The sequence below is a fragment of the Exiguobacterium sp. s130 genome (assembly GCF_018619055.1).
Lineage (GTDB): Bacteria > Bacillota > Bacilli > Exiguobacteriales > Exiguobacteriaceae > Exiguobacterium_A.
Window position 1 is genome coordinate 128,628 of record NZ_JACSNI010000001.1, and the last position, 22,394, is coordinate 151,021.

A 22,394-nucleotide genomic window follows, 5' to 3' on the forward strand; every position below is an offset into this window, starting at 1 on the left:
AAAAACCGCAGATCGTGGGAAACTGTTTTTCTGCTTCCTTATATACACAAACTAAAATTTTTTAGAGAAATTGCCTGTCTGGTCGTGTTACACTAGTTGCGGAACACGTTTTGTAGCGAATTTGGAACTATTTAATACCAGGTACTAATATGCTATACTGTTCTCAGACTGAATCAATGAAAGGTGATCAAGATGGTACAAAACCAAACAGGCACGGATCAGCCAACGCGTGAACGCCTGAAGAAGAAGCAACAGCCTTCGAACCAGGAAACCGGCAATCCGGAGCACAAATCCGAGCGACGTCTTCGTGCGTACTCGACACGCCGAGTTCCGATCGTCGTACGTGTACTGATCGTTCTCGTTCTCATCGTCGTAGCACTGATCGTCGGTGCAATGGTGGGTTATGCGACGTTTGGTGGTGGCGAGGCAATGGATGTGTTAAAGCTCGACACATGGACCCGCATCACCGATTTTTGGATGAAATCTTAATTTTAATCAGTGATGGGAGCTGTCGAATATGTATACGATCGAACAAATCAAGGAAGTCATTCCGCACCGGTATCCATTTTTACTCGTTGACCGCATTTTAGAAGTCGAAGAGGGCAAACGTGCCGTTGGAATCAAGAATGTGACGGCGAACGAAGAATTCTTCAATGGTCATTTTCCGGAATACAATGTCATGCCTGGCGTCTTGATCGTCGAAGCACTCGCACAAGTTGGTGCCTTCGCTGTGCTGAAGATGGAAGAAAACCAAGGAAAGCTTGCCTTCTTCGCAGGGATTGAAGGATGCCGCTTCAAACGTCAAGTCGTTCCCGGGGATCAGCTCCGCCTCGAAGTCGAATTGACGAAGGTCCGTGGACCAATCGGTAAAGGTCGTGCCACAGCCACAGTCGATGGGGAAGTCGCCTGTGTTGCTGAACTGACGTTTGCAATGAAGTGAAGCCAACATGAAACGCTGGCTGATCCCTCTCGCGATTTCCTTACTTGTCATTCCGGGTTGTCAGCGCGCGGAACAAGCGAAGACCGCTTCCCCGACGGTCATCGTTGATCCCGTCAAGCGTGCTGGGCAGACCGAGAACATTTCCGCACAGGTCACGCTGACGGAAAATGACCGGATGCGTCTCATCATCCGGACAGCGAATGACATTCGGCTCGATGACCAACAGGTCGATATCCGCCTCGATGTCGCCAATCAATCAATTCCGTTTCCGTTCGTCTCCTTCCAAGCGAAGAAGATGGGGGAAATCCGGACCTATACGTCCGATACGACGATTGAAAAAGAAGTCTTCGATGACCAGCGTCTTCCGGTCCTCATCATTGATGCAGGAGCAGGGCGTGGGATCGAGATTCCGCTTGAGATCGTTAAATAAGACAGCAGGGTGAGCATTTTGCTCCAAATGCTGTCTTATTTTTGTTTTGTTTCAAGTCATCAGGGTAATCATAACCTATACAAAGGAGGAATCAATATGGATCACGCAATACAGCAACGACTGACGGATTGTATTCTCGCCTGTAATCATTGTTTTGATGCCTGCTTGAACGAGGAACATGTCGGACATATGTCAGATTGTATTCGACTCGACCGAGATTGTGCCGATATTTGTAGCTTATTACTACAAGCGATCGCTCGAAACAGCGCAAATGTCGCGGTCCTTGCGAAGGCATGCCAAGAAATCTGTGAGGCATGTGCGACTGAATGTAGCAAACATGATCATGACCATTGCCAAGCTTGTGCGAAAGCATGTACAGAATGCGCGCAAGCATGTAGTCAGCTTGTGTAAAGAGGCCGACTCAAAAAAGAATGACGCGTCTTTTCACGCCCTTTCCTCAGGAGAGACACAAGCCCGTTTTCCTGCTTCATTCAAGCAGGAAAGCGGGTCTTATTTGTCTCTGAAGCGCATAATGCGCTTTTTCCTGTAGGAGTAGCGTGTGACGCGTCATTCTTTTTTTACGTGATAAGGGTGGCGGATCATCATTCTGCCACCCTTATCTTTGTAGAGGACGACATATGAGTCAGCCCCATTTTTAATATAAAAAAATAGAATAAATTCAAGATTTTTTCTGGTTATTTTTGGCGGATTTGTTTACTATTTAGGGAGGTAATATTAAAACACGATAGGAGCATACATACCCTTATGAAAAAATTAAGCTTACTTTTGATGGCACTCGTCGTTGCGTTTGGTCTGAAGCTACCGGTCTACGCGGAAACAGTCGAGTGGGATGTCACAGGAACGGGCACGGGTCCGTATACGTTAACGTTTAAGGGCGCAGGCATCGTCGATATCACGTCGGAGACAGCACTTGTCTTTGAAGAGGGCGTGACAGGAAAAGACGTCAACATCGAAGAGACACCGGTCGTGACGTTCACGGCGGAGACGGCACCTGTCGTCAAAGTCGTCTCAGCAGATGGACAGCGGACGGTTCTTGTCCAATTCGGTAAAGTCGTTACACCAGATGAGCCGACGACAGACGAACCGACGACAGAGACACCAAAGACGGATGAGCCAGTCACAGAAGACCCAGCGACTGACGAACCAGTCAAGGAAGAACCAACACCGGAAGAGCCTGTGAAGGAAGATCCAGTCAAAGAAGAGCCGACAGCGGAAGAACCAGCGACTGAAAAACCGGAGACTGGTGATGACGCGACACCGACACCAGTCGAAACACCGACGACGGCAACGATCGAAGGAACAATCTGGTACGATGAGAACGAGGACGGGATCCGTCAAGAGAAGGAAACACGTCTCGATGATATCCTCGTCTCTTTGATGAATCGGAACGAAGATGTCATTGATGAAGCCTACACGAAGAACGGCGCATACAGCTTCAAGAATTTGAAGCCAGGAACGTATGAAGTGGAAGTCGACGGATATGATATGGGTTACTACTTCTATTCCGAGCAAAACATCGGTGACGACCGGGCGATCGATTCCGATGTTGACGAAGACATGGGAACGAAAAAAGTCCGTCTCGTCGCAGGACAAACGGAAGTGATCGACGCTGGTCTCTACGGCGACGAAGAGCTTGACGGTATGTTCGAGCATTGGTTAGCTGTCGTCAACTTCTTGGATGCGAACGGGAACCAAAAACCGGATTACGATGAAGAAACGGTTCCTGCAACGTATACGGTGACCGATGCCATCACAGGCAAAGATGTCTATCAAGAGAAGATTTCAAAAGATGACTTGATGATGATCCAACTCGATCCAGGTACGTACACAGTCAAGACGGAAGTCGCAGAAGGCTATACGATCAAAGCGATGCATCACCTGGACATGGATGCTTTGATGGAAGATATGGATGAAGAAATGTATGAAGACTATGAGTCATTCGCCCAGCAAGCAAAAGCGATGAAATTGATGGCGAGCGATGAAGAAGCCTTGACGCCAGAAGAACAAGAAATGGTCGATGAGTTGTTGAAGTACTTTGAGCGGAAATCACCGGAAGCAGGTGTGACGATTGAAGACGATAGCTTCGGTACGATCTTGCTCGCAGAAATTGCGAAAGTAGAACCGGTCGCGAAGCCGACGCCAAAACCAACACCAACGTCAACAAAAACACCAGTCAAAGCAGTCGATGCTGCGGCAAAACAGTCGACAACAACAGCAACGGAGACATTACCACAAGCTGGCGAAGATAAACCATTCCCATACGCAGCAACAGGAGCAGGTCTTGCTGTCGTAGGTCTTTGGTTACTCGTTCGTCGTGGAGCTTAATCATTACGAAGGGATCTTCTACAAGGAGGTCTTTTTTTTTGGTGTGTGTATTCTTTGACACACACGCACACATGTGTGTATAGTGGAGGTACTACTAAAAGGAAAGAGGGATGACGATGTTAACGACAAAACAGATCAGTGAATTGTTGCGCGTCTCAGAAGAAACGGTCCGTCGCTGGATTCGAACAGGTGAATTACATGCCGAACAGGACGGAAAAGGGTATCTCGTCGATGAGTTGGCACTGAAACGTCTCGTTGATCAGAAGTCACAAATTCCGGGTACGGCGATGAATAAGATTCTCCCACTCATCCAAGACATGTTCGGACCGGAAGCAGCGCAGTTCGCAAAATCGAACCTGTTCGATCCACTCCGTCAATCGATGGAACAGGCACCATCGAAACCGGAAGCGTCGACAGAGTCACTCGCGGAAGAACTCGATCGCCTGAAACGGAAAAAACGTCGTCTTGAACTCGAGCATGAACTGAAGTTACTAGAGATTGAAGAAAAAATCGCAGCGATTGAACGGAAAGTCCAGTCGTAAAGACAAAAGTGATGTCCCCGATATAGGAGACATCGCTTTTTTCGTTTCGCTACAAGAAAAACCCACTTCACGAGGCGGAAGGGGTTTTGTCGTTTGCGTGTTTCTTTTTACGTTTCCAGTACCAGTAGGCAAGTCCCAGTCCAATCGGGATTGCGACCAGGTACGGATTGGCTTCGATGAAGCCGATCATCTCAAAGAGCGCGAACCATCCACTGAGTAAACCGAGGATGAGTAAAATCGTCCGTAGTGCTTCGGGAAGCTTGCGGATCCGATACGCAATGAGACAGACGAGGCAAAAGATAATAATAGCCACGAGCATTCCTCCCATTCCCGTAATCCAGTATAGCGTATTCGGAAAGCTTTTTCGATGCACAAATCTTCTGCTCTCCCGTATAGTGGAGACAGAGAAACTATCGAAGGACGTGATGGAATGCAACTGACAGTGATTGGAACAGGATATGTCGGTCTTGTGACGGCCATTGGACTAGCTGAAAATGGACATAACGTGATATGTGTCGACTTGAACGCTGATCGGATGGCCCAACTGACACGAGGAATCCCACCGATTAAGGAAGAGGGAATCGAAGAAGCGTTAATCGCGAATCAACAACGAATGACGTTCACGACGGAATATCCAGTCGCAAAGACATATCTTGTCGCTGTCGGAACACCAGAGAAAGCGGACGGCAGTTGCGACTTATCGGCGGTAGAAGCTGTTGTCGCCCATATTGAACGAATCGCGCCAAGTGCTGCTGTCGTCATTAAATCGACAGTGCCACCTGGTACGACGATGCAACTGGCGATGCAGTATCCAACGTTACGCTTTGCAATGGTGCCTGAATTTTTACGGGAGGGTACAGCACTCGCTGATATGCGACATCCTCACCGTGTCGTCATTGGAACGAATGATGAAGACTTATCAAACGAGCTTGCGACACTATTTGCGACGACCGCTCCTCTCGTCGCAGTCGATCCGACGACGGCAGAGTTGACGAAGTATGCAGCGAATAGTTTTTTAGCAGTGAAAATCAGTTTTATCAATGAAATCGCGCGACTAGCAGATGCAGTTGGTGCTGATGTCTCTGATGTCGCAACAGGCATCGGTCTTGATCCACGGATTGGCTCCTCGTTCTTACGAGCTGGAGCTGGATATGGCGGATCTTGTTTCCCGAAAGACATCGCAGCACTCACGACGCTCGCTCGTCAGCATGATCAGCAACTTCACGTCATCGAAGCAGCTGATGAGACAAATGAAGCACAACTGGACTATGTGTTACAAAAAATCCAACCGCGGACAGGAATGCGCGTGGCGCTACTCGGTCTCGCCTTTAAACCAGGAACGGATGACTTACGTGATGCGCCGGCATTACGACTAGCGACACGTCTTGAGCAATTCGGTGTCATCGTAACCGGATATGACCCTGTTGCACGGACGCTACTCGACCAAAAGCAAACGGTCGAAGAGGCGTTACAGGACGCAGATGTTGCCGTCATCATGACGGAGTGGGAAGAACTCCGTCTTATCACACCAGAGCAGTTCATTCGTCAGATGCGTCAGCCACGTGTCGTCGATGGACGTAACTGTTGGTCGTTTATGGATCATCCGGGTGGTGTTCAATACGAAAGTATTGGACGCCCTTCTAAATCATTTTCGAACAATCGTACCATTTGACCTGTCATGATAGGTGAGCCCCACGCGGACTCACCTATTTTTTGATGAAAAGGAGCAGACGAATGGTCATTGATTATTTCGCAGTCTTACCGAGTGGTAAAAAAGGAGCGCTAGAGCCGCACTGTCTGACGCAAGGCACCTGGTATCAGCGTATCAATGAGGAGTTGTTCCGGGCGATTCATTACGGGGCGGGTATCATCCGGATACGAGACAAGGGAGCGGAGCTGCGGATTCCGATTGAGTTTGGGTTCGGTTATGTCCTCCAGTACTTGCGCCAGTTTACGGAAGCCGAGCGACAGGACGGACGAAAGCGTCATGTCTTGCAACGTCAACTTGATTGGATTGGTCGTGGATTACCGATTGAACTCAAACGACGTGGATCAAAAATCGAGATGTGGGCCGATGATGTGCATCGTCTACATCGTGAATCATTTCTTCGAGCGATCGAAAAAGCGGATCATTTCATTTCATGAAACCAAACTTTATTTTAGTAAAACGAAAACAAGACAGAAATTTAATGTAATGTAAGCGTTTTCTTTAAAGGGGTAAATCCAAAAATTAATTTCCATGCACAGCCTATATAAATATATTTTAACTTACTACTATTCCCCTATTTTTTACAAAAAATCTATTGTGGCGTCTTTTCTAGTTTTGTATATTTGACGTGTAGCATTCTTACCGATTCTCAAAAACGAAATGGTGGAGTGCACGAATCTACAATAAAAATGGCTTTTTAAAGCGGTTTTGGCAGTGTCTTTAGTTCATCCCAATCGGATACATATGAATCACGGATAGATCGTCTTGATGATAGACGAATGATCGCACGTGAAACAGAACGTACTCCTCCTAAGACGACTAAAGAATTTTTTGACTGCTCTAAAGTAAAATATTTCTATATTTTACTTATATTGTAGATTTAAAATTGGGATTTTCGCTTTTGATTTGTTAGAAAAGAGGAGGAATAGTAAACATGGGTTATTCGAAGAAAACGAACAAATTGTACGCTGCTGCAGCTGCGCTTGCAGTCACGGCGTCTGTCGTAGCTCCGGTTGCTGCTGATGCAGCATCGAAGGTCTCGGTTAAATACATCTCTCCAATCTTGATGAAACATGCAGGTGGTTCGAAATACGCAGTCAAGAAATTGACGCTTCCGACGAAAGTCAAAGTCAAACTTTCAAACGGTAAGTATGAGATGCGCTCAGTCAAGTGGAGCGGTTCTGTCAAATTCGAAAAGAAATACATCAACAAATACCAAGTTCTCTACGGTAAGGTAGCCGGTACGACAAAGAAAGCAGTTCTTAAAGTCGAACTTCAAAACTATGTCGTAGATATCATCGAACCAGTCCTCGAACCGGTTGCTGTTGGCGGAAAAGTTCAATTGCCAAGCACAATCAACGTTCAATACAAATCAGGTATCATCGTCAAGCGCCCAATTAGCAAGTTCAACCTCAAAACTCCATCGACTTCAAAAGCAGGCAAATATAAATTAGCTTACACGTACAAAGGTGCTAACTCTGTCGTAACAGGTTACATCAACTACGAAGTTAAGGCAGCAAACATCTCGAACGTCATGGGAAGCGTTGATGATCAGAAGCTTTCAGTCAAAGCAGACGTCATGTACCCAGCAGTGGGCGCGAAGGCAGAACTCTTGATCTACCCAGGCAAAAACATGTCATCTACACCAATCGTAGCAAAAGGAACGCTCTCGAAAGGGAAGTTCATGGCATCGCAAGGTGGTATTCCAGAAGGAACACACAGCTATGTCGTCAAAGTCGGCGCTGTCAAATCAGCTGCGATGGACTTCACGATTGCAAGCACAGTCCTCGCTTCAGCAAAAGCAATCGGCAAAGAGAGAGTCGAAGTTTCATTCTCGCGTGCCGTTGACTCTGTCACAGCAGACAACTTCAAAATCGCAGGTGCGACAGTTAAATCCGCGACACTTAGCCCAGACAAGAAGTCAGCCGTTCTTGAAGTGGAAGGACTCGAGTATGGTAAAGATTACTCAGTTGACGCGAAAGGGATCATGGTCGGTGGCGTCGCGAAGGATCTCGGTTCGCTCAGCTTCATGACACAAAGTGTTGAAGATATCTGGATGCTAGAAGTATCACCAAAAGCTTCGACAATCGTTGCGAACGGAGCAGATAACACGGAGGTGACATTCGCTCTTAAAAACAAAGCGACTGGTGAAGTCGATAAAAATGCAGATGATATCGTCTTGAAATTGTCGACATCATTCGGTGCTCTCGCGAAAGATCGTGTCACGATCCAGGACGGTAAAGCGACGGTTCTGTTGACGTCTGAATTCAGTAACACAGATATCGAAGCAATCATCAAAGCAGAAATCATTGAAACGGCAGCTGGTGACTACAAAAACCTAATCGGTAAGATTGCTGGAGAAACGAAAGTCAAATTCAGCACGATCGCTGTGACGCCTACTCCAATTGAGATGATCAATGTTCTTGCAGCTGAGTCGAACCAAGCAGATCGTGTGACGATTTTCCTCGATAAAGCCGTCTCACGTGAACTTCTTCTTAAATCATTTGGACTCGATAAAGTCATGCAAGGTCTTCATGAAGAAGATTACCTCGCAAACGATAACATCCAAATCGAACAATTCGAGGGAACAAAACGTGTCATCGGTGTCAAAGCAGTTCCTTCGAATCCAAAAGCATTCGAGTTGATCTTGGACAAAGAAACACCACTCCAAGATAACGCAGTCGTTAAGCTGACAGCGAAAATCACGAGCAACACGGATACAGAAGTCAAATCAAAAGCAAGCTTCAAGTTAACAGATGCTCGTCAGCCTGAAGTCACTTCTGTTAAGGCTGTAGGGTTGAATCAACTCGAAGTGAAATTCTCTGAATCTGTTGCTACGGCTGATTTCAAAATCGACGGTCAGTACGGCGGGAAGTACTTCGACGTCCTCCATTATGGATTTGATAATAAAATGGGTGTCGATCGCCGCGATACAGTCAAAATCACTTTAAAAGATAACTATCCAGGTCTTAAACAAGGTTACTTCGCAGCGGGTAAACACTCACTTCAAGTATCAAGCATTTACGACTATGCAGCGCTTTCTGATGAAACGAATATCGGTACGACTCAAAACCTTGACTTCACAGTTGCAGCAGACACGGTTAAACCGACAGCTGGTGTTGTAGTTGAGTCGCCTGAACAATTCCGTATCATGTTCAGTAAAGGTCTTAAAAAAGCGAACATCTTAGCATTGCTTGATAATGAATTGAAGTTTGAGCGTTACAACTCGAATACGAAGAAATATGAAGACTTCAGCAAATATGTCGACGTCACGTCGTATAACAAAGAGACGGGCGAAGCAGTCATCGAGTTGATGAAGGACTGGACGGAAATCTATGATACCATCAACACGAAAGAAAACTACTACAACGATAAATTCCGCATCACACTCGCGAAAGATGCGATTCAGGCTGAAGCGAATGGAGAGAAAAATGACGCACTCGTGCTTGATTTGAACTATGATGGTTCTCCTCTTAATTCACCAGATCTGAAGAGTGCTGAGATTAACACGATTGATCGCTTAGCACCAAGTAATGATTTCGTTGTTATGATGAGTGAGCCTGTTAAAATCCGCGATCTCGATGAGTACAACACGCCACTCATTAATAGTGATGGTGTAGTCTTACCTCCAAAGACAACTGTTGAATTCATTGGTAAAAACAAAGACGGAAAAATCGTTACAATCGATGGTTCGGTCCTTAATTACACGGATACAACAGACAAAAACTTCCGCGTCGCAGCAAACGAGAATCTACAAAAGCTTGTTGACATGGAAGGTTATGGTGAAGAGTGGAAAGTCGTCGTCAAATCACTTTCGGATGATGTCGGCAACACAGTTGCGACAGCGACACATGATTTCAAACTTATGAAAACACCACCAACACCAGTCTTATCGCCATTTAAAATCCTTAAGGTCACTGCTAATGAGAAAAACGAGAAAGATGTCATTCGCATCAAATTCACAGAGGGCGTTCAGTACTCTGGTATGTACGATGCGACAAGTACAGCGAATTATGTCCTAAACGGAAAAGCACTTCCGGTCGGAACAACGATTTCGCTTGCTGACTCAGATGACATCGTATCGAACGGGCTTGATATCGTGAAGATCAAAGTCCCAGCTGGTACGCTGAAAACGTTGTCGAACGTCATCGTCGTCAACAAAGATCTTCAGTCGTATGACAACTCTGTCTTGACTGGTGGTTACGAGAAAGCTGTTCTTCTCGGATTGAACTAAGGAACGTGAACCTCTTTCTACTTCGGTAGAAGGAGGTTTTTTCGAGGAATTAGCGCAATCGATTGCACTTTGAAAAATCTATTTACTTAATTTGAAAAATCAGGCTTATATTCATCGTAATAAAATGTTAAATTATGTGATGTTATTTGGAAATTCAGGTGGAAATATTAAAAAACATATAGAAATAAAGGAGATTTAACCCATGAGAAGAACGAAAAAAGTATCTGTTGGATTGTTAGCAACAGTCGTCGCAACAAGTGGGCTCACCTATGCACCAGAACGCGCACAAGCATTCACAGCAGGTGAGAAACTCGACAACCGTGTCATCTTCCAAAGCTTTAGCCTCTTCCAACCGTATGAAAGCAACATGTACCGGACGCTTGCGAAAAAAGGAGATTTACTAAACGCATGGGGCGTGACGGATGTCTGGCTTCCACCTGCCTATCGTTCATTTGACATGGCTCGTTATTTAGAAGGCTATGCGATTGCCGATCGATATGATCTCGGTGAGTTCCCGCAAGGACCGGGTGGTACGATTCCGACAAAATACGGAAAAGCCTCACAACTCGAGATGATGGTCGATATGTTGCATGACGATCACATCAAAGTCCAAATGGATCTCGTACCGAACCAAATGCTTGGTCTAAGTCAACGGGAAGCAGTTTACGTTCGTCGTGCGACGGGTTCAGGTAAACCATTCGCAAATCCATTCACAGGTGGCGAAACGACGAAGACCCTTGCGACTCCTTACCTCGCTTACACAAAAGGTGGCGGTATGGGACAAGCGAAATACGGCTACATCAAAGAATGGAACAAGTCGTATCTCAACGGAACCTCTCTTCAAGGGCAGGGGCTTGGACGGATCATGACGGATCAAGACGGGAAAGCGTATCGTTTCTTTGGTGTCGATCACGCGGACAACTACTTGCCAGAATGGTTGCTTGAAGCGGCAAAAACGGGACACATCAACACGGTCGATTCGTATCTTGCGACAGATGGCTGGTATGAAGTATCACCAGATAACTGGAAACCGATGTTGACGCAATATACAAAAGACACAGGTTATCTGCCGTTCATGCTCAAGAATGGCTTTGCATCAAAAGAAGCTTTGTTGACGTCTAGTGAAGATAAAAAAATTGCCGACTTAACAACTCAATACATGAATACAAAAGCGGAATATGGTTATGGTTCAGAAGAACGTTCGTTCCAAAACGATAACTCTGGTATCGACACAGAAGATCAGTTCCTCTTCGTCGACGAAAAGGGCATGCCGACGCAGAAAATCAATAACACGATGGCAAGAAATGGTGAATTCCTAGTCGGTGTTGACCTCGCAAACTCGAACCCGGAAGTCATCAAGGAACAGAAAAACTGGATGAAGTGGATGCTTGAAACGTATAAGTTCGACGGATTCCGAATCGATGCGGCGTCGCACTATGATAAAGCGATTCTAAAAGCAGAAGCAGAGATCTCGAAAGCGCATTTCGGAAAACAAGATTACTTGAGCTATATCGAAAGCTATAAAGTGTCTCAACGTTCGTACATGAAGGAAAACAACAACGAACAACTCATCATGGACTCTGATTTGTACTTCACATTGCGTTCAGCGCTAAAAGCTTCGCAAAAACGTCCACTTCGTGATCTTGCGAAACTCTCAGTCGTAGACCGTGAAGGGTATGGCGCGACAGATGTTCAACCAAACTGGTCGTTTGTCAATAACCACGACCAAGAGAAAAACCGCGTCAACCAAATCATGCTCGATATGTTTGGCATCAAGGCTGGTGCTCAGTACAGTAAAACGGATCAGCCGAAGTCGTTTGAGAAGCTGTACACGAAAGAAAAAGAAGCAAAAGCACTCGCAATCTACAACAAAGAGCTTGCTAGTCCGACGAAGAAATACTCAACGGAAAACATCGTTGCGCAGTATGCGTTCCTTCTTTCGAACAAAAATACAGTTCCGACGGTCTACTACGGTGATCTCTACCAGACCGATGCATCGTACATGTCAAAAACGACACCGTACTATGACGAAATCACGAATCTCTTAAAAGTACGTAAAAAATACGCGTACGGTAAACAGTTCGTGGCTTACCATACATCGAACACATCAAAAGAAGCGGGCAAAGACTTGATCTCAAGCGTCCGTTTCGGAAAAGACCGCAACACAGGTGTCGCGACCGTCATCGGGAAAAATGCAGGTCTAAATACGACGATTCCAGTCAACATGGGTAAAACACACGCAAACCAAGTCTTCGTCGATGCAAGTGGTGTCACGAACACGAAACTCGTCACAGATAAGAACGGTGTCTTGACTGTACCGGTCAAAGGAATTAAGACGGCGGAAGTCAACGGATATGTCGGCGTCTTCGTTCCGCAAGCAACAAAAGCACCAGTCGCAACGATCAAAGCCGGTGCAGTCTATCAAGGGAAAGCGTTGAACTTGAAAACGACGATCGCAAACTCAAAATCAGCAATCGCTTCGACTCGCTACCGTGTCCTCGATACGAAAAAAGCGACAGTTGATTCAAAAGGTCGCCTGACAGGTAAAGCAACAGGTAAGACGACGGTTGAAGCAACGGTTACGTTGAAAGACGGTTTTGTCTTGAAAACAGTCTTACCGATCGAAACAAAAGCGAACAGTGTCACGCTGAAAGCAACAAAAGCAACACTGAAGAAGAACCAGACGACACGTATCTCTTATACGTCAGCAACGGATAAAATCAAATCCGTTCAGTATACATCTGCGAACAAAAAAGTCGCGCAAGTCTCGTCACGCGGTAATGTCAAAGGCATTAAAGCAGGCAAGACGACGATCCGTGTCACGTACACGACAGCGGGTAACTACAAAGTCGTCAAAACATTCACAGTCACAGTCAAGTAACGTCAAACACTACTCTCGATGCGAGAGTGGTGTTTTTTTCGATTCGCGTCAATGTTTCATTATATTCCACATAATTCCATCTAATCCGGGTATTAGTAAGAAAGACCTAGAGGGAGGAACGATGATGCGAACATGGATAGCGGGAAGCCTAGCACTTGGTTTGATCTTTAGTACAGTACCGGTCAATGCGATTGAGAAAAAAGAGGCGATTCGTCCTGCGACATTGGCGAAAGCAAAAGAAATACCAGCCTTCTCGAAACAAGCGGGGAGTGCCTTAACAGGACGATTTGATTCAAAAGGATTAGCAGTCTGGTATTTTGACGCGAAGGATTTTGTCGCGAAAGGTACACACTTCGAGTTCGAGCTTGATTACAACACGTACGGGACGATGTTCGCGAGCAAAGCGGACGCTGAAGCGGGACGGGTCTACAATCGCTATTACCAAGTCACGGATGATACGCTCTACTTCCCGCTCAGTTGGAGTGGACGACAGTACTTAGTGCTCGAAGGATACCCGGGCGACCGCTACTCCGTTCCTGCCTATATCTCACGTTACGAACCCATCGAGGAATCGATGACGGCAGCCGTTCAATCGGTTAAACCGGTTAAACCGGCACTGCTCGTGCAGACGCGCCCTGGTGCGATGCGAGCGCAAGCCTTCGGCGCCTTAAAAGTAGAGTCGGTCGCGTCAGAGCTTCGAATCGAGCGACTCGTCTATGCTTCCTATGCGGAAGCGAAAGCAGCGCAACAGAAATTCGAACGCTCATCAGCTGTCGCGTTCGCGGAGTTCGATGCACCAATTCAAGCATTCGGCGTCGATGCCTATCAGAAATATCAATGGTCGCTGCAGAATACGGGGCAAAAGAAAGGTCTCAAAGGGGCGGATATCGGTTTCGTCGCCATGCAAAAACGGATCAAAGGTAAAAAGTTATCTGAAACCAAAGTCGCAGTCCTTGATTCTGGTATCAATCCGAGTTACGCCGACTTCGCAGGGAAAGTCCGCATGGATCTTGGCTATGATTTCATCAATGGCGATAAGAGCGCCTGGGATGATAACGGACATGGTTCACACGTCGCTGGGGTCATTGCGGCGGGTGGAAATAACACGTACGGGATGACCGGCATCAATCCGATGACGACGTTGATTCCGATCAAGGTCCTCGATGAGTCAGGGGCTGGTTCAGTATCAGGACTCGTCAAAGGCATTCAGCATGCGACGAAACAAGGTGCTCGGGTCATCAACATGAGTCTCGGTGGCAATTCCTCTTCGAAATCAATCGAATCGGCATTAGCGGCAGCGGTGAAAAAGAACATCTTGATCGTTGCGGCATCCGGGAACGAAGGACGTGGAACGATTGCTTATCCGGCTCGTTCGAAATATGTCTTGTCGGTCGGGGCGACAGGACGAAAAGATACGAAAGCCTCGTTCTCGAACTACGGGACGGGACTCGACCTTGTCGCACCGGGTGTCTCGATTCCAAGCTACCTCGCAGATGGGGAGTTGCTGTACGGTAGCGGAACCTCGATGGCGACGCCACACGTCGCTGGTGTCGCGAGTCTCTTGATCAGTTTGAAGCCGTCTTTGAAGGCAAGCAGTGTCGAAAGCATCCTCAAGAAATCGGCAAAAGATCTTGGGAAAAAAGGCTATGATACGAGCTATGGTGCTGGTCGGTTGAACGCCGATAGCGCCGTCAAACTGATTCCTTAAATCATTAAAGAAGTCCTGTGCTGACAGGGCTTCTTTTTTCGGTCCATTCATTGATTGATGGAGGTAAAAAGAACTAGAAAAATCAATTTTTTCCATTATAATGAAAAAGGATACATGAATGAAGGAGTGAAATCATATGAAAAAGATCATCGTCAGCGTTCTCCTCGTGAGTGCGTTTAGTACATATATATTGGATACAACGGAAGCGGCGACAACGGCTAAAAAAGTGCCAGCCATCGAAGCAAAAACGAAAAAAGGCTATATCAAAGGAAAGTTCGATGCAAGTGGGAAAGCGTTGTTCTATTTCGATACCAAAACCTATCTTGCCGGCGGAACACACTTGAAGTTCGCCTTCGATGCTTCAAAGAAAGCGACGGTCTATACGTCGCAGACCGAATACAAACAAAAAGACCCGTATGCACGATACGCGAATAGTAAAAAGACACTCTTTTTCCCACTGACGTGGAGTGGACGGCAATACATCGAAGTGACAGGAGCGAAGAATAAGGCGTTTACGATTCCTTATAAGCTTGAACGACTGGAACCAATTCGTGAATATGCGACTAAATCGGCAACAACTGGACGAGCGACGAGTCTCGTCGTCCGTCTGAATGGGGCGACGAAAGCGAGCACGTTGTCACGGACATCGCGCGCCGCTCATCATGAAACGATCGACAGTACGCTACGACTCGAGAAGTTCTCCTACAACAGCTTCATTCAAGCCGTAGCTGCGAAACGACAACTCGAACAAACGAAGGGCGTCCGGTACGTCGAACTCGATCAACCGATGAAGTTACTCAGTACCGATCCCTTCCAGTCCGTCCAGTGGGCATTAAAAAACACCGGGCAGCGTGGAGGCGTTAAAGGAGCGGACATCGGTTATCACGCGATGGTTAAGCGGATCGCCAACAAATCACGTTCAACCGTTCGCGTGGCGGTCGTCGACACGGGCATCAATCCGACCTATGCGGATTTCGCCGGACGTGTCCGGATGGATCTCGGGTACGATTTCGTTCATAAGCGTCAGCTTGCCTATGACGATCATGGGCACGGGACACACGTCGCCGGTGTCATCGCCGCAGCGTCGAACAACGGCTACGGGATGACGGGAATCAACGACCGGGCGAGCATCATTCCAATCAAAGTTATCTCGCGTAATAATTATGCGTCGAACTCGAATATCGCGAAAGGCATTCTGTTCGCCGTGAAACAAAAGGCGAAAGTCATCAACTTGAGTCTTGGTGGTGGCGGTGTTTCCCTGGCGATTGAAGATGCCTTGGCGGAAGCGCGCAAGAAAGGGATCTTCGTCGCGGCGGCGACCGGAAACGAAGGGGCGTCGAAACTGTCCTATCCGGCACGGTCAAAATATGCCTTTTCGGTCGGGGCGACGAACCGGTCGGATAAACGGGCCTCGTTCTCGAACTATGGTGAAGGGCTGGATCTCGTCGCACCGGGGCAAGACATCGCGAGTTACCTGCAAGATGGCGAATCGATCTTTTGGAGTGGTACATCGATGGCGACACCGCATGTCGCTGGCATCGCGAGTGTCCTCTATAGCTTGAAGCCGAGCATCAAAGTGACGGACGTCAAATCGATCCTCCGCAAGTCAGCAAAGGACCTCGGCAAAAAGGGCTATGACACGACGTACGGATACGGTCGCTTGAATGCCGATCGTGCCGTTCAGCTCGTGAAATAAGGAAAGTAGGCTAAAAGATGAAACATATCCTATGTGTCTTTCTCATCGGTGTCCTCTGTTTCAATGGGACACTCGAAGGACAGGCAGCGTCAAAAGAAGAACAGCAAACATTAAACGATTATCGGAAATTGAAGTTCGGACTGACGCTGACACAAATCGCAAAAGTCGTGTACGGTTCGTCGTACAAGGAGCATCTAACGCAAAAGAATGGTGCAACGGTTTTGAAGCAAAAAGCGAATTGGGCGAAGCAGGATAAAGGATACCGGTCCCGGTCGTATTCATTCATGAATCAATCGAAGACCCTTCCGAGTCGGACGACACTTGAGTTCTATACGAAGAAAAATGGAAAAACGTATTATCTTGCACAAAAAACGATTCAATTTTTAGCGGATACGAATACAGGACTTCGGGAGAGCACGCGGACACTGAAGCATGTGACGTATGTTCAGGGAGATGAGACAGAAGAAGAGCTCGACGCACTGTTGTCAGGAAAAGGGTTAGGTCAGGTTGGCATGCGTTGGTCATGGGACTTTACATCCGTCCAGACGAAACAGGAACGGAAAGCGTATAAGTATAAGGGACGGATCAAGATTTATATCTTCCAAAGCTCTAATCCAAAGAAGCAAATCGATATGACGATGAAGTTTGATGATCGGCAGAAGCAATATAAGCTCAATAACTATAGATTCATTCCGATTGAAGCTCCTAAAACAAAATAAGCAGACAATCATGTCTAACAGTCATCGTGAAGGAACAATTAGAAGGGGAAAATAGAAATGAAAGTACTAGCAAAACTGATGGTTTTCGTAATCATAGTGCTGTCGATTTTTGCTCCAACTACAGCATCGGCAGCATCCAAAGAATCACTGCAAATCAATCAAGAGTACAAAACACTCAAATTCGGCATGACGCTGACGGAAGTCGCGAAGACGATGTACGGAAAAGAGTACCGAAAGTACATCAAGAAAAAAGATGGGAGAGTCGTCTTTACGAAAAAACCGGGCATGACCGGTAACGAACAAGGTTATCGGTCCCTCGGATATGTACTGGATCGTCCCTCTAAAAACCTTCCAACAACAACACTTCTTGAATTTAGTACGAAACAGCATCAGAAGACATATTACCTGACACAAAAAGCTCTGTACTATCAAGGCGATACGGAGAATGGCTTGTACGAAAATAGCCGGACCGTTGTGAAACCGTCGGCACTCCGCCACGGAATGACAGAGAAACAGCTTAATCAACTGGTGACAGGTAAAAAGCTCGGACAGGTGTCGATGTATTTTAGTTGGAACGTTTCTTCCGTCATCAAAGAAAGTCCGATGAAAACGGGTCGCTATAAGATTTATCAATTCCATCGACCACATTCGAAAAAGATGCAGGTCGTCACCTTGTCCTATAACACGCAGAAAAAGCGATATGAGGTTGATACAAAAATCGGGTTTTCATTAAAGTATGAAAAATAACAAACGATGATAAAGATCGTCAGTAAGAGGAGAAAAATGAAGCGAGTAATCATAGTAATTATCTGTCTAGTCGTACTGATGAGTCTGCAGGTTCCTGAAGTAGCATCCGCAGCAACAAAAGCTGAGACGATCGCCACGAAACAATATCGTGCTTTAAAGCCCGGGATGACGGTGGAACAAGTCGCCAAAGTCCTCTATGGCAAGACGTATAAGAAGCAGTTGAAGATGAGAAACGGTTCACAAGTTTTACGATTGAACACAGAGATCGAGATGGAGGAATGGGATCGGAACGTCCTTCTCTATGATCTTGTGAATCGAAAAGTGGAATTCCCGTCAGCAATCGATGTCCTGATGTTTATGACGGAGACAGGTGGGACAGAGTATCGGCTGACGATGAAACAAATGGAGTTCAAGCGTGACACGGCAGCCGGATTCCGGACGAGTGATCGTAAACTGATCAAGGGTGCGAAAATCAAGGACGGGATGACGGAACAACAAGTCGATCGAGTACTGACGGGAAAAGGGCTCGGGACATTCGGAACACTCGGTCACGTCGATACGACATCCGTTCTTCGAAAAAAAGAAGTCAAAGCAGGAAAAGCGACGATCATTCATACGAAATCATACGTTTTTCCGACTGCAACAAACAAATGGCAATACATCTTTTTCATCTATGACACGAAAAAGAAAGCGTATCGTGTCGAAGATCATAGTCAGTACTAAAAAGGAGAGTAGAGTATGAACACGACCTTCATGAAAATCACAGTGGCGACAATCATCGCGGGATCAACACTCTTTAGTGGCACGGCATCGGCGGCGACGAAAGTCGAGACGACAGCGACAAATCAATACACAGCACTCAAAGCGGGTATGACGATGGAGCAAGTCGCCAAAGTCTTATACGGCAAAGATTATAAAAAGCAATTAACGACGAAAAGTGGTTCACAAGTATTGAAAATGAAGGAAGTATTTCAAAATACGTCAGGGAAAAGTAAGGAAATCTACTATGAGCTTTACGATCGAAAAGTCAAGACGCCTCCGACGTTCACTGGACTTGCTTTCATGACAAAAAAGAATGACTCTGTGTATCGTCTTGTCTTTAAAGAATTAGAAATCGGTCGGGATAGTTATTCAAAATATCGCGAGAGCACACGTAAGGTGAATTCAGGAGCTAAAATTAAATTCGGTATGACGGAAAAACAACTCGACGGCATATTATCAGGGACGGGTCTTGGTGAATGGGGTGGAGTGATGGAAGCTGATACACGTAGTGTTTACAGCCAAGCTGAAATCAAAGCTGGGGAAGCAAGCGAATATAAAGGAAAAACGTATATCTTTCAAAAATCTACAAAATCGCGTGTTTACGTCGATATGACATACGATGCTAAAAAGAAAACCTACATTGTTGAAGACTATCAAACATTCTAAAAAAGGGGATAGGAACATGAAAATGACATTTACGAAAGTTGCAGTAGCAGCAGTCATCGCAGGAACAACTTTATTCGGAGGCGCAGCATCGGCTGCGACAAAAGACGAAACGAAAGCAACGGATCGTTATACAGCGTTGAAAGCTGGGATGACGATTGAACAAGCAGCAAAGGTCATCTATGGAAAAGACTATAAGAAGCAACTGACGAAAAAGAACGGATCGACGGTTTTAAAGAAAAAAGCAGATTCTACAAGTACTACGAATGGGCAGAAGGCGACATTCTATACATTTGTCAATGAGAAAACCTATATGGACTCGACAGGCTTGATGTTCATGACGAAGAAAAGAAGTTCTATCTATCGTTTGACAAGCAAAACGGTCAGTCTGTTACGTTTCGATTCAGCTACAGGGTTCAGGGAGAGTAAAATGAAGCTGATGAAGGGGAAAAAAATTAAAAACGGCATGACAGAAAAGCAATTAGATAGTATTTTGTCTGGAAAAGGATTAGGGGAATGGACGAGTTTAACGACTGTTGATTGGACACCCGTTCAAACGAAACAAGAACTTGATTTAGGATTAGGTGTTAAAGGATATACAAAATGGTATGTTTTCCCGACGTCAACGAGTCAACGGAAATATGTCATCATGGACTATGATTTCAAGAAAAAAACCTATAAAGTGGCTAGTCAAACATCTCTTTAAGTGATAAAGGAGCTTATCTAGACGATGAGCTCTCTTTTCATCTTTTCCCGTTTTTGACAAATTACTCAAAAAAATCGTTATAATGAGTTGTAAGTTTGTATAATAAATCCGATAGTTGCACGAAGCAAAGTAAAGAAGGGAATGGAAACAGTTGGAGCGAGTAAAGAAAAAACGTAAGGTGAAAAAACGATGGTCCCCACTGAAAATTATGTTGTTGATTGCACTGGTCCTTATCGTCGGTATCGGCGGATTCATCGGCTATACATATTATCAAGTCGACCAGACGGTCAAGAAAATCCAATCACCCGTCAAGAATACGGGAGATAAAGTCGTCGAGGAGCAAAAACCGGTCTCGGTTCTGTTGCTCGGTGTCGACCAACGACCTGGCGAGCGGGGACGCAGTGACTCAATCATGGTCATGACATTGAACCCGACACGCAACGAAAGCCGTTTGATTAGTATTCCCCGGGACACGAAAGTCGATATCGTCGGTCATGGAACGAATGATAAGATCAACCACGCCTATTCATTCGGTGGACCGGAGATGGCCATCAAGACGGTCGAGAAGTTCCTCGATATCCCAATCAATTACTATGCGGAAATCAATATGGAAGGATTCACGTCTTTGGTTGATGCAGTCGGTGGTGTGACAGTTTACAATGATTTAGATTTTACAAGTCGAAATAAGCATTTTGAGTTAGGAAAAATTAATTTAAATGGTGAAGATGCTTTGAAATACACAAGAATGCGTTATGAAGATCCACGAGGAGACTTTGGTCGTCAGATGCGTCAGCGTCAAGTAATTGAACAAGTTGCAAGTAAGTTATCAGAAGACGTATCTATTAGCAACTTTAACGCGATCATGGATGTCGTCGGGAAGAATGCCCAAACGAATATCTCGTTCAAACCGATGCGGACCCTTGCCTTCGATTACATGGATGCGTTCCGGAACCAAAAGAACTTAAAACTTGAAGGAACGGGCGGAAAAGAAGGTGACGGGATCTACTACTGGCACCCGACAGACGATTCACTGAAAGAAACACAAACCGCGTTACGTTATTCACTCGATATGGAATGAAACAAAAATGCACCGGATCCTGACGGATTCGATGCATTTTTGTTTAAAATGATTGTTCTGTAAGACGGACACGACTGATTGTACCTTCTTTTTCGAATCGTTGCAGACGATAAGAATTACTCGTGATAAGACCTGTTGTCTCTGTCTCAAGTTGCAAGGGTGCGAGAGTGGCCAGCTGATCATTTGTGATTGATGTATCTGTCCAATCGATTGCAACAACCTGATTTTGTTCGAGGATGAAAAAATGTGTGTCATAGAAAAGGTAGGAATGTACATCATCCCGATATGTACGGTTCGGCGGACCGAATAAGCTAGTGAGATCTTCACTCGATTTCCCCATCAAGTCTGTGACCTCTCCATCAACGAATTGAGTATTTAAGTTATCTGTTACCCATGAGAGCAAAGCTTCATCCGTGATCGGATCACCCGTTAACTCCGTTGTCGTTTCTGCTGTTTTGACATAACCGGACAGTTGATCGGTGACGTTGACTTGCGTTTTACCCTCTAATTTTTTCACGATGGGATATTGATCTCCAAAATCCGCTTCATACAAGACTGTCGTCATACTCTCATCTGTATAAACATTACTGTTTCGTTGGTTGATATAGAGCGTTGTCGCTTCTTCATTTGGAGTTGCTTTTTCTTTTTTCTTCTGCGTTGCCTCGGATTTATTGACGGTAACAGGTTTTTCGATAGTAGATTCAGGAACGGATTTCGATGCGACGAAGTAGTTTGAATACACATACGTACCGGCTGCGCCTAGTAAGAAACAAAGAAGTAGTAAAACGAGCCATCCCCAAGGGAATTTCTTTTTTGAATGAGCCGTACTGGATTCATCACGCTTTCGTCGAGAGGACGTTTCCCGGTAACTTCTTGATAGTACAGGTAGTGTGTCCTCTTCTTCGACCAGTAACGGACCATCTTCTTCAAGAAGTGGTCGAGAGACAAGTAGCGCTAAAAAGTCAGCGAGTTCATCATGATGCTTTCCTTGCAAAAAAGCATTCCATTCCCCTAATGTGACAGTATCTTCCTTGAATGGAACCAAAGGGGGATTACCTGTCAATCGGATCAGTGTATCTGTTAACGATTCAGTTGAAGAAAGACTGGATTGAATCCGCTGATGCAAGCGGGAAATGTCTTCTTGTGAATGAGATGTATAGTACTGGAGTACTTGTAGTGAACGATGCATAAAAGAGATTCCTCCTGTGTATGGATACGGAAATGAATGAGAATA

The 22,394-nt window shown here is 45.8% G+C and carries 20 protein-coding genes; 18 read left to right on the top strand and 2 right to left on the bottom strand.

The genetic code is table 11. The annotated features are described in order from the left end of the window. The first annotated feature begins 192 nt into the window (after positions 1–192). From HZS85_RS00685 to HZS85_RS00710, 6 genes are all read left to right on the top strand, one after another. The gene (locus HZS85_RS00685; protein WP_214852135.1) at positions 193–489 is read left to right on the top strand and encodes a DNA-directed RNA polymerase subunit beta; all 297 of its coding nucleotides are present in this window, start codon (positions 193–195) and stop codon (positions 487–489) included. A gap of 28 nt (positions 490–517) precedes the next feature. Next, entirely contained in the window at positions 518–940 is a 423-nt protein-coding gene (fabZ, locus tag HZS85_RS00690) for a 3-hydroxyacyl-ACP dehydratase FabZ (protein ID WP_029342716.1), read from the top strand. 7 nt (positions 941–947) lie between these two features. Next, positions 948–1,370 (top strand): hypothetical protein, encoded by a 423-nt coding sequence (locus HZS85_RS00695; protein WP_214852137.1) that lies wholly within the window; start codon positions 948–950, stop codon positions 1,368–1,370. 96 nt (positions 1,371–1,466) lie between these two features. After that, a complete protein-coding gene (locus HZS85_RS00700) occupies positions 1,467–1,781 on the top strand; it encodes a four-helix bundle copper-binding protein (RefSeq protein WP_214852139.1) in 315 nt (104 codons plus the stop codon). Positions 1,782–2,135: 354 nt separating this feature from the next. Then, the gene (locus tag HZS85_RS00705; protein ID WP_214852141.1) at positions 2,136–3,716 is read left to right on the top strand and encodes an SdrD B-like domain-containing protein; all 1,581 of its coding nucleotides are present in this window, start codon (positions 2,136–2,138) and stop codon (positions 3,714–3,716) included. A 116-nt stretch (positions 3,717–3,832) separates the two neighbouring features. Continuing rightward, entirely contained in the window at positions 3,833–4,258 is a 426-nt protein-coding gene (locus HZS85_RS00710; protein ID WP_214852147.1) for a helix-turn-helix domain-containing protein, read from the top strand. Between the two features lie 67 nt (positions 4,259–4,325). Here HZS85_RS00710 and HZS85_RS00715 read toward each other — a convergent pair whose 3' ends face one another. Then, entirely contained in the window at positions 4,326–4,577 is a 252-nt protein-coding gene (locus HZS85_RS00715; protein WP_251137776.1) for a hypothetical protein, read from the bottom strand. Between the two features lie 111 nt (positions 4,578–4,688). Here HZS85_RS00715 and HZS85_RS00720 point away from each other — a divergent pair, with 111 nt between their 5' ends. The 12 genes from HZS85_RS00720 (at position 4,689) to HZS85_RS00775 (ending at position 21,160) form a co-directional block, all read left to right on the top strand. Then, positions 4,689–5,930 (top strand): UDP-glucose dehydrogenase family protein, encoded by a 1,242-nt coding sequence (locus HZS85_RS00720; protein ID WP_214852149.1) that lies wholly within the window; start codon positions 4,689–4,691, stop codon positions 5,928–5,930. Between the two features lie 62 nt (positions 5,931–5,992). Next, the gene (locus tag HZS85_RS00725; protein ID WP_056064263.1) at positions 5,993–6,403 is read left to right on the top strand and encodes a hypothetical protein; all 411 of its coding nucleotides are present in this window, start codon (positions 5,993–5,995) and stop codon (positions 6,401–6,403) included. 497 nt (positions 6,404–6,900) lie between these two features. Beyond that, positions 6,901–10,200: a hypothetical protein gene (locus HZS85_RS00730; protein ID WP_214852151.1), complete on the top strand. Its 3,300-nt coding sequence runs from the start codon at positions 6,901–6,903 to the stop codon at positions 10,198–10,200. Between the two features lie 202 nt (positions 10,201–10,402). Next, positions 10,403–13,081, top strand: coding sequence for a glycoside hydrolase family 70 protein (locus HZS85_RS00735; RefSeq protein WP_214852153.1), 2,679 nt, complete (start codon positions 10,403–10,405; stop codon positions 13,079–13,081). Between the two features lie 124 nt (positions 13,082–13,205). Beyond that, on the top strand, positions 13,206–14,789 hold the full coding sequence (locus HZS85_RS00740; RefSeq protein ID WP_214852155.1) for a S8 family peptidase: 1,584 nt from the start codon (positions 13,206–13,208) through the stop codon (positions 14,787–14,789). Between the two features lie 136 nt (positions 14,790–14,925). Beyond that, entirely contained in the window at positions 14,926–16,485 is a 1,560-nt protein-coding gene (locus HZS85_RS00745; protein ID WP_214852157.1) for a S8 family peptidase, read from the top strand. Positions 16,486–16,502: 17 nt separating this feature from the next. Beyond that, positions 16,503–17,204, top strand: coding sequence for a hypothetical protein (locus HZS85_RS00750; protein WP_214852160.1), 702 nt, complete (start codon positions 16,503–16,505; stop codon positions 17,202–17,204). A gap of 57 nt (positions 17,205–17,261) precedes the next feature. Continuing rightward, complete coding sequence (locus HZS85_RS00755; RefSeq protein ID WP_214852162.1) at positions 17,262–17,951, top strand: hypothetical protein; 690 nt, start codon at positions 17,262–17,264, stop codon at positions 17,949–17,951. A 36-nt stretch (positions 17,952–17,987) separates the two neighbouring features. After that, entirely contained in the window at positions 17,988–18,674 is a 687-nt protein-coding gene (locus HZS85_RS00760; RefSeq protein WP_214852164.1) for a hypothetical protein, read from the top strand. A 15-nt stretch (positions 18,675–18,689) separates the two neighbouring features. After that, the gene (locus HZS85_RS00765; protein ID WP_214852165.1) at positions 18,690–19,379 is read left to right on the top strand and encodes a hypothetical protein; all 690 of its coding nucleotides are present in this window, start codon (positions 18,690–18,692) and stop codon (positions 19,377–19,379) included. Positions 19,380–19,395: 16 nt separating this feature from the next. Further along, positions 19,396–20,082, top strand: a complete 687-nt coding sequence (locus HZS85_RS00770) for a hypothetical protein (RefSeq protein WP_214852166.1) — start codon at positions 19,396–19,398, stop codon at positions 20,080–20,082. A gap of 178 nt (positions 20,083–20,260) precedes the next feature. Beyond that, positions 20,261–21,160: an LCP family glycopolymer transferase gene (locus HZS85_RS00775; protein WP_353048852.1), complete on the top strand. Its 900-nt coding sequence runs from the start codon at positions 20,261–20,263 to the stop codon at positions 21,158–21,160. Between the two features lie 43 nt (positions 21,161–21,203). On the opposite strand, the gene HZS85_RS00780 is transcribed toward HZS85_RS00775, so the two are convergent. Continuing rightward, positions 21,204–22,349 (bottom strand): hypothetical protein, encoded by a 1,146-nt coding sequence (locus tag HZS85_RS00780; protein ID WP_214852168.1) that lies wholly within the window; start codon positions 22,347–22,349, stop codon positions 21,204–21,206. Positions 22,350–22,394: the final 45 nt, after the last annotated feature.